The following is a 14,253-nucleotide window of genomic DNA, read 5'->3' as shown; positions in this document are numbered from 1 at the left end:
AGCTGAATACACGTGCTTTTCTTCCGTCGGCATGACGGAAAGAAGTCTCATACGTTTTCTCATACTCGCTCACATCGGGCCATGCATCAATGGTACAATGTTTCTCGTCAAATTGCTTTCCGGTTCCATAATGGCCATAACCTTGATTTGTACCATCCTGCGGTCCACGAAACCAACCTTGATATCCCGCCATTACCAATCCTTTATAACTCGGATAAGAAGTCTCCGCGGCGTGTCTGGAACCGGCATAAGTGAACAAACTCATACCAAGCATACCCAATGCTATGAATAACTTAACTCTCATAAAATATTATTATTTATATCTATTATTAAAAAACTTTCCACCTATACCTCTGCCATTGTCTATTATTTCACATTGCAAATGTAAGCCCGACAGATTAATGCTTCAGTTATATTTCAATTAGCTTACACTTAATTTTCAATTAATATGAGGATTGTTTGCCTTTCCTATATTAAAATCATCTTAAAAGTGTCTTTTTAAAGATTATTAAAACAGATTTCGAATGTAGTTAATACGAAATTAATCACAAGATAACAACCCGGACTTACCTTTGTACATAGTTTATAACTCATAGTTCAACTACTAATAAAGAATATTATGAAAAAAGTTTTTTCAAACCGTATGAATGGATGCTCACTGATACACTTCTCATTTCTGTTAGCTTTCCTCTTTCTTTCTGTCAACGCAAAAGCTAAAGTAAAACTCCCCTCCGTACTTGCAGATAATATGGTGTTGCAACAACAGACAGACGTCAAACTCTGGGGGCAAGCGCAAGCCAAAGCAACCCTGACAGTAAAGACCTCGTGGAACAACAAAACATACAAGGCTATCGCTGACAATAAAGGCCAATGGGAACTACAAATCCCCACTCCACAGGCAGGTGGACCTTACGAGATAACTTTCAATGACGGTGAACCGCTCACTTTAAAAAACGTATTGATAGGTGAAGTCTGGTTCTGTTCCGGACAGTCGAATATGGAAATGCCGATGGGAGGATTCGACCGTCAACCTACCAAAGGAACCAATGATCTGATTGCCAAAGCAAAACCATCTACCCCTATCCGCATATACAATACCGACTCTCAAGAAGGTAAATGGGTGCGCCAATTCAGCAAGACCCCACAAAAAGACTGTCAGGGTGAATGGTTGGAAAACACTCCAGTGAATGTAGCAAACACTAGTGCCGCCGCTTATTATTTCGCCCGATATATACAGGAAGTTCTGGAAGTACCGGTTGGTATTATCGTTTCTACCCTGGGAGGTTCTAAAGTGGAAGCATGGATGAGCCGGGAAGCGATTTCTCCTTTCAAAAGTATCAATCTGTCGATCCTTGACAATGATGAGCAGATAAAGAATATAACCGCTACTCCCTGTGTATTGTATAATGCCAAAGTAGCCCCTTTCACAAACTTTGCTATCAAAGGCTTCCTCTGGTACCAAGGGGAAAGTAACCGAGACAATGCCGATCTGTATCAGAGTCTGATGCCGGCCTTTGTAAAAGACTTGCGAAACAAATGGAACCGAGGTGAGCTTCCCTTCTATTTTGTGGAAATAGCCCCGTTCAATTATGAAGGAGCAGATGGAACTTCAGCTGCACGGATGCGCGAAGTACAACTGCAAAACATGAAAGATATTCCGAATAGCGGTATGGTTTCAACTTTAGACATAGGCCATCCCGTCTTTATACATCCCATGGATAAAGAGACTGTCGGAAACCGTCTGGCGCTCTGGGCACTTGCAAAGACTTACGGTAAGAAAGGATTCGGATATGCATCACCTATTTATAAATCCATGGAGATATCCGATAACAAAATATACATCAATGTTGAAAATGCCCAACGGGGATTGTGCCCGATGTGGACTTCTCTCAAGGGGTTTGAGATAGCAGGAGAAGACAAAGTATTCTATCCGGCATTTGCTGAAATAGAAACCAGCACTACCCGTCTGACAGTATCCAGTGATAAAGTACCTCATCCGGTAGCAGTTCGGTATGCCTATAAAAACTATGCAGAAGCCAATGTTTTCAATATTCATGGTCTGCCACTGATTCCTTTCCGAACAGATAACTGGTAAAAAGATAAATTAAGAGATACCTCCTGACCGAGAGAATCTTAGTACAGAACATGTACAGCTCTGATATAACTTACTTATAATAAACATCTTGCGATAGCTACACCCTTTTACCCGGATGGCTACACCCTTTTGTGGTCAAGGCTACACCATCCGGGTAAAAGGGTGTAGCCATTCCACAATGTCACATTCACAAGAATCTATCCATCCAACATCTACTTCTTATCAGATCCATAAATCAATCCCTCTCCCGACTTATTAAACCGGAAACCGGAAATATAGTAGTTGTTAGTAAACTCTATCGATTTACCCTGCGCTCCCAGTCTGGCGTACCCTTCATCTTTGACAGTTGTCTCCGCCATTTTTTGAGCGAAATAAGAAGTATAGACATGCGCTTTACCACCTCTAACATCTACACCCTGCGTACCGGAACGTGAGAAATTAGCTTGTTGGAAAGATACAATACCATTATTTATTATCGCCCCGATGACAGGGCTGCCCCAAAATGCACTATTGTACAAAATCAATTTAGCATCAGGATGAACTTTATCGGTATTGACCTTATCTCCCATGAGAACATAAGACCTGACCGGCTCATTTGGAATTTTAGTATTGACCAATTCTGAGTTTATGGCAACTATCTTAGTATCCTTATCCGCATCTTCTACAAACAGAGAATAAGTACACCCGTCAGAACCATGACCTATAACGGTCATTTCCCCCGGATACTTGCCTGTTATTGCATCTTTCAGAAAATGGATTCCATATACCGAGCCATAAACGAAATTATTGAAAATAGTCTGATTCTTGACATCTGCAAATTTAAGCGCACTGCAATTGGACTGTACGAAGCGCATCATAAATACTTCCGGATATCCTTGCCCCCCTTCCGGAAGCCTTGATCCGTAATGAGGATTCAACTGCATATTGCGGATGAATCCGCCTTCGGCGCCACCGCCAACCCAGATACCTGCCCTTAAAGGTACACCACCCAGATAATCGACATAATGCCCGCTCGTGTCGTATGAAGCCAAGTCTATCCCTTTGTCACCTACAGCTATGGTTACGTTTATAATATACACCTTCGAACCTTGTCCCTGTATCAGGAACGGGGTCTTTCTCGGGTTTTCAACACTAAAACCATCGGAAGCGATATTAAGCTGTGCCAGCGTAATACCTCTGATACCTGCATGGGCTTCAAGCTGTATGAGCGAAGGCCCGCTTTCTCCTGCGTTTCCGCCATCATAATTGGTAAATATGGCAGTTCCACCACTTTGTGTGTGATGTTGTACATCCCATGATCCCCGCAGTTCAACCCCCGAAGGCACTTTTATAGGGTTATTCACTAAATATCTTCCGGCCGGCAGGTAGAGCGTACCTCCGCCAGCGGCTTTCACAGCATCCAGCGCAGACTGCAAATCAGCCGATACGTCTTTTACGGGACGATCATTATTAAAGCCAGTCGCCCTCGCTAAATCCGCTTTCAATACTCTATCCGATACCGGTCTTGGATGCACGTCGATATTTGTTTTCACATTTTTAGGAATGGGCTCAAAGAAGTATTTCTTCCCTGTGATAACTTCCACTTTAGCGGAAGTACTGTGATTATCCACCTTCAGCTTAGATTTATAGCCCGAATTAACCGATTTCAAGGTATGCATATTCGCTCCGAGATAGACATGCCCGGCATTCTTTTTAAATTCGCACTGGGACAATAATACATTACCCCTGTTCATCCTAAGAGCATAATCATTATATTCACTGAATGTACAACTTTCAAACGATACGACCCCTCCGTCGCCATCACCTACGACAGAACCTTTGAAATCCACACCGTTGAATTGTACAGAAGTGCTGAAATCCTTATAGAAATACACTGCATTACCATCTTGACCCGCTCCGAAGGATGAGTTGGATATAAGTATGCCATACGGATTGACATCTTCAACGTACAACCCGTTACCGCAGTCGCCTACATGCACCTCATACAACTGAGCGTTGGGAGCATCGGCAAAACCGGGTTCACGCCCTATCCACACACCTGTTTTATAACCTGATATATACAGATAAGAAACATACTCCCAGTCTGAACGGTGCATTTGATATCCCGTGCCATTTGCCCTTGTATAAGCTGTTACATCCTCAAGAGAAGGTGCTCCCGGAAGACCGGAATTTGCCCAGTATTCAGGACTTATCCTGACATTCTCAATGCGTCCGATATCGGTACATACATGCACTTCGATACCTTTATTAAGAGCCGTCATATAACTGTTCAGAACATAATGTAACTCACTCGGAGCAGAATTAAAACCATTGTAAGAGTTTACAAGAGTGACACGTTCTATCGTAGCACAATCTCCCTGGGTTTGGAACAGCGTCCACGGATATGGTTTTACATGATGGATATCCTGTTCAGGATACCAGATAGAGAGATTAGTAACTCCAGTACCCGCATTCATCTCTATGAATCTATCAGCTATACTGGTATAGGTGGTACGAAGCGCATTATCTGCCTGGCCGTCGTTCCACCAGCTTTCAACACTTCCATCGTAATTCGGTGAGTCTTTACCGACACGTACTTCGAGAATTGTTCCAAGGACTTTCCCATTATGGGATGCCGGATCAGCCCAATCACCACGAAGCTGCACACCAGGGTGGAGACGCAGAACATACTCAAAATGAAAATCTTTCTTTGTTTCCGAACGGCCTTGACGAACTCTGACGTTTTTAGTACCGACCTGCGTACTACGGAACTCATAATTTCCGGCTGGTATATATACTACTCCGCCACCACTTTGATATGCAGCGTCAATAGCCGCTTGAAAAGCAGCTCTATTATCAAATCCCGGTTCAGCTTTAGCTCCAAATTCAGGGGCAGTCACAACAAAGTCGGATATGGCCCAGTCTTTTGTGGGATAAATAGTTTTGATACTTTGCTGTGGTACCTGCTGCTTTGTTTGCGAACAGGCGACATTCACAGGAAGCATCATCGTTAGGGTTATCATAGCTGTTACCCACAACTTAGAAAACGTTTCTGTAGTTTCGTTATTTCGATTCATAATTATTGATTGTTCTAAAAGGGATTAAGACTCACCACAGATTACACAGATTTACACAGATTGATGAATTATTTCGTTGATTATTAGATTCATGAATCTGTGTCAATCTGTGTAATCTGTGGTGATTTGTATAATCTGTAGTGATTTGTATTATCTGCAGTGAACTTACATTCCTAACGCAAAGAGTATTTAATATAGTTACACAAAATCTTTCGAGCCACTTCTGCCGGACCTGACGGATCACTCAAATTATCAGCAATATCCAGAGAAGAGAAAATAATCTTCCCTTTTCCGCAAGGAATAACTCCCACTGCTGTACCCAATTCAAACGGAGTACTCCGATAAGAGCCCACCACTAACTCTTCTCCTTGCATACGGAAGCCGAATCTACGATCCCCATTCTTTACTACGACCTGATAGGGCCAATTCAAAGCATCGTCCACCGGAAGGCCTTCAAATAAAGGATGCTTCTTCACAAAATGAATTCCTCCAATCCAGTCTTTCCCAACATTATAATAACCGTTGTATACCGTATTCGTATATTCAGCAACAGACTTCATCCAGGTTTCAGTGGAGCCAAGCAGAATCAATGTGGTACCCTCATTCTTTACCCGCTCAAACAACTTCTGCGGAGCTATGGTGGCAGCACTGGGTTGAGACCACTTCAACTGTATCTGACCGGACTGACGGGTTTGTCGATACACCAGCCTAACTTTTACCGGTTTACCCGCTTCCATCACCACAGGTCTATCCTGCTTCATGGGAGATTCATTATAATATTCATCAATCAACTGCCGGCCGTCCACATACATACGTACTCCACGATCCGTTTCAACACCAAGCAGATACTGCCCCGACTCAGGCGGATAGATCTCTCCCTCCCACACAACAGAGAAAGGCTGATTGGCAGGAACCGACTCATCAGGTTGCGCACCGTCTACGAAAGTCCGGTTAATTTCTGTAGCACTCTTTACAGCTGCTACAATGTTCATATCTGCCTCACTATACCAAGTAGCCTTCAAACTGGACTTTCCATCTTTATCCTTGAAATAAGCCGAAGGGATCACAACCGGTTCATCCAGTGATGAACGATTAACAACAAGCCAGTCCAGCTTTCCCATTTCAGAAGTAAACGCCGGAAGTTCCTTACCGGTGGCTTGTTTGTAAAAAGCGGCTACTTTATCATTATTGCTTCCATAATAAGCACCCTTTCCGGCCAAATCACTTGCCTGCCAGCTTACAGCAACCACCTCGTCATTTCCCAAAGCAAAGATCTCCTGACCGCCTGCTTTCAGGCCGGCTTCTACGCGATAAGTACCTGCCATTCCATTGATAGGAATCTCTACATTCTCCAGTAAAAGCTGGCCAAAGTTCTCGCCACCCTTAATGTTTACTTCTTCATTTCTGGTATAAACCACTTTTCCATCGGGAGCAATCAGTTTGATGTCAAGCGTATGAGCGCCTTTCAAGTTTTCCTCATTCACTATGTAAAAGTCTACCGTCGCTATGCCTGGAAGCTTAACAACCTGATTGCGTGAAGCAACGGCTACATACAGCGACTGGTTATAGTACGCCAAAACAGAAGAATCTCCCTTAGGATTACGATAGATATCCACAATACCGGAATGATTGTCATAGGGCATCGCTTCCCAACCGTTCACCATATAGGCATCGCCCAGGTTCTGCATTCGCATACCTTCGATACGTCTTCCCTGATGTTCAAAAGAGACATTACCCATTGCACGTGTCAGAGCATCGAGGCTACCAAAGTGAGGAGCAAGTCCTTTCTTTTGAAAATAATCAGCGAAAGCCTTATATTGGCTCTGCCAGAACAGACCGTCCCAACCTGTTTTACCCGTGCTCTTTATTTGATCGTATATCATCTGGATGCGAGGAGGAGTAGATATGGCACCCTCTTCACCGCGCAGATAAACTTCCGTACGGTTGCTGGTGTACATAATATTGTCTTTAGGACCTTTATAATAATTCTCAACCCAGGTTTCAGGACCTCCGGCACGGTGATTATCATACCATCCTTTCCGATACAGAGTAGTATCAAACGGTAACATGTGCGCCTTGGAGTCTTCTTCTTTATCTTCACTACCTGCCCAGCCGGATGTGAATGACATGATTCTACTGGGATCAATGGCATGTGCCTCACGCATATCATTCATGCGCTTGGCAACAAGCGCTTTATCTTGCGACAACGGCCCGCCAAATTCATTGATCAGATTAAAGATAACCAAACTCGGATGACTACGGTCCCGATATACCATTCGTTTCAGTTTCTCATTCACTATGGTACGAATAAACGGATCATGATTGGCTGAGTGGAAAGACCCCGGCTCTTCATAATATAACAATCCCAGTTCGTCCGCCTTTTCAAGAACAACCGGACTGCCTATGCAACGATGAAAATTCAGCATATTCAAGCCCAGACTCTTAGCAGTACATACTTGCTTCTCAGCCATTTCGGTTGTTGCTATCAATCCCGTCACCGGAAAGTAACCCCAACTGATCGCACTTCTCAGCATAATGCGCCGCCCATTCAGACGCAAAACAGCATCCTTACCGACACCGTCTACAGTAAACCAGCGGAAACCGAAATCTTTCTTATCCTGGTCGAGCATCTTCTTGCCCTTCTTTATCAACACATTGCAAGTGTACAGTTCCGGAGTAGAGAGATCCCATAATTTGGCATCGGGAACATTGACAGGAATTGTCACTTCATGATTTCCCGCGGGGAACGAAATAGCCTTCAAGGTTTGCCGGAATACGACTTTATCAGGATTGCCCTTTTCATTCACTATCAGCTCCACATCCTGCTTCACGCTGGAAGATGTTTCATTAGTGAAAGACAGAATGGCATTCACCTTAGTCAGCTCAGGCGTATTTTGCATATAGATATCAGAAATAAAAACCGGATTCACACTCTCCAGCTTGACTCTGCCGATAATTCCGGTGAAGCTTCTCGAAGGAGGAATATTGTATTCTCCCCATTTCATTATGTCGAAATCCTGCCAGTGGAAATTGCCTCCGGGATTGGTGACACGTATCGCCAACAACTGTTCTTTTCCGGGTTTTGCTTCATCGGTAATATCCACATGGAAAGGTGTTTCACCAATCAGGTCATAGGCCACAAGCTTACCGTCAAGATAAACCTCTGCGCGCATCCGGACAGATTCAAAGTTAATTATAAAGCGTTTCTTTTGCTGATCTGCCGGAATCGTAATTTTACGATACCACCAGCTCACTCCCCGAAAGTTCTCCGGACGAGGATTATCAGTAACAGTGAGATATTCTTCCACCGTACCCGGTACCTCGACAGGAACTGCATCGGGATTATGACTCAGGGTTTGCCAACCACCTGTGGGGACATTTACCGGCAACAATGACAAATCTGTTATCTCATGAGGAAGGTAAAGGCGGTCATTCTGCCAGCTCGCTTCTTTATCGAGCCACAGCGACCAGCCACCTCCCGTCAACGGAATAGTATATCTTCCTTCTCCTGCATGAGCCGAAAAAGCGCAAAGCAGGTAGAAGACCCAAAATAAAGGAAAATACTTTTTCATAAATATTCGTGTTAGATATTAGTAGGTTCTGATTTTTATTTCTTTACTGTAATCGTAAGTTTCTGCAAGGCTTTCTCATCCGAAGTTCCACCATAGAGCAACTCATACTTTCCGGGAAGAATTTCCATCCGGTTGGTAGACGGATTAAAACACTCAAATGTCGAAGCGGGTAATTCGATCCGGATATTTTCCGTCTGACCGGCTGGAAGGGAAACTCTACGGAATGCTCTTAAAGTCTTAATCGGCCCTTCCTTATCAGCAGGATTGCGTAAATAAACTTGTATCACTTCATCGCCATCCAGCTTACCGGTATTCTTCAAAGGTATTGTCAAAGTCATTCCTTCACCTGCACGAACGTTTTGTTTGTCCACTTTGGCCTTACCATAATCAAAAATAGTATAGCTCAAACCATGTCCGAAAGGAAACAGGGCTTTACCTTTGAAATAACGATAGGTACGATTACTCATGTCATAGTCCTCAAAATCGGGGAGATCATTGCTCGAAGCATAGAAGGTAAGCGGTAAACGTCCGGCAGGATTATAGTCGCCAAACAGGACATCGGCCACAGCTGTTCCCCCTTGCTGACCGGGATACCATGCTTCCAGGATTGCGTCCAGATTCTCAGCCTCCCAAGGTAACGCCAGTGTACTGCCGGAGCATAATACGAAAATAACCGGTTTACCTGTCTTTTTCAAGGCTTTCAGCATTTCCGCTTGCACATGCGGTAAATCAATGTTAGTACGGTCACCTTTTCTGAAACCGGGTAGATCCACAGGCATTTCTTCACCTTCCAATGTGGGAGAAAGTCCGCCTACAAAAATGATAGCATCAGCTTCAGCTGCTTTATCCGCTACCTCTTTATAATTAATTTCTTTCTTAATACCTATATCAAACTTCAATGAGGCTTCTCCACCAGCTTGAAAATATTCCAATACAACTTTGTAATTCTTCCCTTTCACAGCATTCAAGCGATACATTTGCTCTTTCGCAGGTCCGTCATGCCAGTCTGAGTACACTTCTTTTCCGTCAATGAACAAACGGGAACCGTCATCAGCAGAGATTATAAAAGATACTTCACCTGATTCCTTCGGAGTATATACCGATTCAAAACGTGCTGAAAAGTTGTTCAACTTTACTCCTGGCATAAACACCGTGTTACCTCCATTGCCAAAATTAAGCGGCTCGCTGAAATGCCCCGTTGCTGCGGCTTCGCCTTTCAGTTCTTTATTATTCCAAAAAGTAGCCTTAAAGCCTTTCTTGCCATTATAGGAACAGCAGTCGAAATAGCTAAATACAGTTTGAGTATTTACATAATCACACCCCTTCTCATAGTACACCGTTCCTTCCGGGAGTTTACTCTTAATGCCTTCAAGAATGGTGACAGATTTTGTCGGAAAACCATTATAGTTAGCCCAAAGCATCACAGAATCGTTAGCATTAGGTCCCAGCACCGCCACCTTACGGATAGATTTACTTAAAGGCAGCGTATGATTCTTGTTAGTCAGTAACACCATACTCTTACGCGCCATTTCCAAAGCCTTGGTCACATGTTCTTTTGACTCTACAACCGAGTAAGGTATCTCCGACCAAGATACAAGTGCATCATCATCAAACATACCCAACTGAAAACGAGCACGCAATAGGCGAAAGACCGATTCATTTATCTTTTCTTCTGAAATCAATCCCTTCCGTACAGCCTCATTCAAAGAAGAATAACTACCGCCACACTCCAAATCCGTACCGGATACAACCGCATCGGCCGAAGCAGCGGCAGCTGTCGGATGAGTTTCATGATGATTGGGATAATAAAAGTCACCAATAGCTCCACAGTCCGAAACGACTATATCATCATATCCCCAATCTTCACGCAGGATACGAATCAGTAATTGTTTGTTCGAACAGCAGGGTTCCCCTTCAAAACGGTTATAGGCACACATCACCTCCTTCACCTTTCCTTCCTTCACCAAAGTTTTGAAAGCGGATAGATAAGTCTCCCATAAATCACGTTGGGAAATATTCTTGGCATCAAAACTATGTCTGTTCCATTCCGGACCACTGTGCACGGCATAATGCTTTGCACAGGCATGTGCTTTATCGTATTTCCCAGTACCACCACCTTGCAGACCTTTTACTACTGCCAGCCCCATCAGCGAAGTCAGATAAGGGTCTTCTCCATAAGTTTCCATACCACGTCCCCAACGCGGATCACGATAAATGTTGATATTCGGAGTCCAAAAAGTCAACCCTTTGTAACCATCCCTCTCGCCTTTGCGCTGAAAGTCGTGATACTTGGCACGGGCTTCATCAGAGACGATATCAAAAGTTTCATAAACAGCCTGATTATCGAAAGTAGCGGCAAGCCCTATCGCTTGTGGAAAAACCGTTGCCTTGCCGGCGCGTGCCACTCCATGCAACGCTTCATTCCACCAGTCGTATGCAGGTATTCCGAGGCGTTCAATAGCCGGAGAACCGTTTTTCATCTGGCTTACTTTTTCTTCCAGGGTCATACGTTTCAGTAGATCCCATGCACGCTCAGAAGGCGATAATTCAGGATTCTTATAAGGTTCATTCTGAGCGGTAACATTTAAAGTCATCGCACTCAGCCACAATATTATCCATCTTTTCTTCATACATTCATTCGATTATAACCAAAGAAATAGCAAAAGAGAGTCATTTTCAACTTAATTTATAAGCCGAAAATGACTCTCACTACCATTTAATCAATAAATTGCTAATCTGTTACCTCTATCAATTAACTTTCTGCATCTTTATTGTCAACTGTACCTGTCCGCCTACCCCTGATTCCAGAGATTGAACATATACAATACCTCTGAGAGAGTCATCTTCATTCTTGAACAAATAAGACTTGCCTTCAGCTATGGAAACAGAAGTATATGTTCCGTATTCAATAGGATTCAGATTACGCATAAAAGCATCATTCTTCAAATTATCAAATACATCTTTGGTGAACGGTATATTATTGAAGGCTACTATCTCGCAGAAGCTGGAGATATTATTACCTTTATAATCAGCCAGAACCGTTTGATTAATCAGCTCCGTCGGAGATACGAACATCGGTTGCTTCTTATTGATGTTATAACCGAAACATAAACCTTCCGGATCAGTCATCTTCATCATCTCAGTAACCGAATAAACCTTCTGGTCTTTGAAAGAGAAGAAGAATCCCTGATAAGGATTGTACTGCGCTCCCATAGTCACTTGGCAAGCCTCAATCGGTGCTGATGTAAGAAAATGAAATGATTTGGTCACCACATTACCCATCTGGTCTGTCAGCACAAAGGGAACATCAAATGCAGTCGTTTTCCCCTTGATTGCCACATTACATTCAAACGCCTTGTTAGGATCATCTCCCAGGTCTTCTCTTCCCAGTTCCTGATCTCCCATACTGAATGCCTTGAATAAGCCTTGAGCCGAAATACTTCCTTTAATAGTAAAGTCAGCAGGATCTGAATTGTCAAGGTCCATTACATACGTATCTACATCGTAAGTAAAGAATATGTAAGGAGGCATCATTTCGATTTCGTCATTGTCACATGCAGTCAGCAACAATGGTAAAATGAACAGTGCTATAAAATATCGTTTCATATCGTTTGCTCTTTAATAATTTACTGTAACCTTATACGTTTTTGTATTCTCTCCGTTTTCGGAAACTACTTTGTACTCCACAGGATTAGTGAAATCTTGCAGTTCTCCTGATTTCGGAGTAACGATTGCTCCTTCCGAAATCAATACTTCCGGTCGAATTGTATGTTCGTCAATTCCATCGGGAATAGTCAGTACCACAGTATTTTCTTCCGCATCAATCGTTCCATCAAAAAAGAGATTCTGATTCTGATAAATCCGGAAACGTACAATATTGGCATTTACACTCTTCTCGGGCATCACGCCTTCTTCAGGCTTCTCACAGCTAACAATACACATCAGCATGAAGAATAGATATATATATCTTTTCATGATTCTTAGTTTGATTATTTGGTTGATAATTTAGGCCATCCCGGGTTTTGCTCAAGTGCCGGGTTCATCAATATCTCCTTAGTAGAAAGCGGATACAGATAATGCTTCTTCTCAAACACCATCGGATCGCCTACAGTAACGAGGGTATAGAAACCACCCTTTTCACCTTTGGTTACATCGTAACCATGTAGATGTCCATTCAATACCTTCTCACCGATTCTCCAACGACGAACATCAAAGAAACGGAAATCTTCAAATGCCAATTCCACGCGACGTTCATGTTGGATTTTCTCACGCATCTGGTCTTGGTTCAAGCCTGTCGGCAAATTCGGCATACCAACACGGGCACGAATGTCATTTATCGCCTTATAAACATCTGTTGTAGGACCACTGAATTCATTCATAGCTTCCGCATAAATCAAGAGAATCTCATTGTAACGGAAAAGATGATTAATATTCTTGCGCAAATTACGTGGCAATCCAAGAGCATCGTTGAAAAGAGGATCTATGTACTTTTGCAAACACATACCTGTCTTCTGGCTTTGCAAATGACTTGCACTTCCGCCTTGCCAGGGTTTGAAACCATACGCATCATATTGAGCACCGGGATACGAAATAGTAGCCTTAAAACGCGGGTCACGGTTTTTACCCGGATCATTGAAGTCATAACCACTTTCCGGTTCCTCCGGCAATTTTCCATTCAGCATTTCATACTCTTTCGCAAGTTCGTAAGTCGGGTTTACCCAATTCCAACCACCGGCAGAACGATTCAACCAAGGAATCTTCACATAATCCCATTCCTTCTTCTCATAAGAAATCCATATAGACTCTTTTCCTACGATAAAGTATCTACCTAAGAAACGACGATAGTAGTTTTCCCAACTATCCGGGTCTGCACCGGTTTCATTCGTCATATCCAATCCATAATACTGGCTTCTCTGTTCCATGATGAATCTGCAAGCATCAGCTGCCAATTTCCATCTGTTCTTATCATAGTTGCCATAATAGTGTGTAGTATTATAGTCAGGAAGAACCGGACTATCCGTATTGAACAAAGGACTGGCTGCTGTGATACGTAAACGAGCCATCACTGCATAGCAAGCTGCATCTGTTGCACGCCCCACATCGGAAGCAGAACAAACCGGAGGAAGATCTCTGGCAGCCTCTGTCAATTCATTACAAACCCATTCTACCGAGTTTTCAAATGTTTCGCGAGGTTGGTTGGTCAATGCTGAGTAATCATTAGCATCAATGGAATGATCCAGTATAATAATTCCACCAAAACGTCTGACCAGTTCAGAGTAATAGAAAGCACGCAAGAAACGGGCTTCTGCATACATGCGAGTCTTCTCAGACTCATCACCCTTTGCTCTATAGAGGTTTTCCAAGAACAAGTTTGCTTTTCTGACTCTCTTATAAGTATTATTCCAGAAGCTACATGTAGGAGATCCACCTTGATTATCATCTCCCATATTAGGATCATCATCCGGCGTCCAGGAACCACTATGGAATTTATCTCCCCAAAGACCTGATCCGGGTAATCCATCATCACATG

The 14,253-nt window shown here is 43.2% G+C and carries 7 protein-coding genes and 1 pseudogene; 1 reads left to right on the top strand and 7 read right to left on the bottom strand.

The genetic code is table 11. From position 1 onward, the window contains the following. Positions 1–304, bottom strand: a pseudogene (locus BACCELL_RS26700) (glycoside hydrolase family 71/99-like protein); the annotation flags it as partial. 315 nt (positions 305–619) lie between these two features. On the opposite strand from BACCELL_RS26700, the gene BACCELL_RS00490 reads away from it, so the two are divergent. Beyond that, positions 620–2,095, top strand: a complete 1,476-nt coding sequence (locus BACCELL_RS00490; RefSeq protein ID WP_007209503.1) for a sialate O-acetylesterase — start codon at positions 620–622, stop codon at positions 2,093–2,095. Between the two features lie 212 nt (positions 2,096–2,307). Here the strand turns inward: BACCELL_RS00490 and BACCELL_RS00485 are convergent, their stop codons facing one another. From BACCELL_RS00485 to BACCELL_RS00460, 6 genes are all read right to left on the bottom strand, one after another. Further along, complete coding sequence (locus BACCELL_RS00485; RefSeq protein ID WP_007209502.1) at positions 2,308–5,151, bottom strand: glycosyl hydrolase family 28-related protein; 2,844 nt, start codon at positions 5,149–5,151, stop codon at positions 2,308–2,310. Between the two features lie 173 nt (positions 5,152–5,324). Beyond that, a complete protein-coding gene (locus BACCELL_RS00480; protein ID WP_007209501.1) occupies positions 5,325–8,723 on the bottom strand; it encodes a PA14 domain-containing protein in 3,399 nt (1,132 codons plus the stop codon). Between the two features lie 35 nt (positions 8,724–8,758). Then, entirely contained in the window at positions 8,759–11,353 is a 2,595-nt protein-coding gene (xyl3A, locus tag BACCELL_RS00475) for a xylan 1,4-beta-xylosidase (RefSeq protein ID WP_007209500.1), read from the bottom strand. Positions 11,354–11,471: 118 nt separating this feature from the next. Continuing rightward, positions 11,472–12,329, bottom strand: coding sequence for a hypothetical protein (locus BACCELL_RS00470; protein ID WP_007209499.1), 858 nt, complete (start codon positions 12,327–12,329; stop codon positions 11,472–11,474). A 12-nt stretch (positions 12,330–12,341) separates the two neighbouring features. Next, complete coding sequence (locus BACCELL_RS00465; protein WP_007209498.1) at positions 12,342–12,698, bottom strand: hypothetical protein; 357 nt, start codon at positions 12,696–12,698, stop codon at positions 12,342–12,344. 14 nt (positions 12,699–12,712) lie between these two features. Further along, the coding region (locus tag BACCELL_RS00460; RefSeq protein ID WP_007209497.1) for a RagB/SusD family nutrient uptake outer membrane protein at positions 12,713–14,253 on the bottom strand (1,541 nt) is incomplete at its 5' end.

It is taken from the genome of Bacteroides cellulosilyticus DSM 14838, assembly GCF_000158035.1.
Lineage (GTDB): Bacteria > Bacteroidota > Bacteroidia > Bacteroidales > Bacteroidaceae > Bacteroides > Bacteroides cellulosilyticus.
Note: the sequence above shows the minus strand (reverse complement) of the source record. Positions and strands in the feature narration are given on the sequence as shown.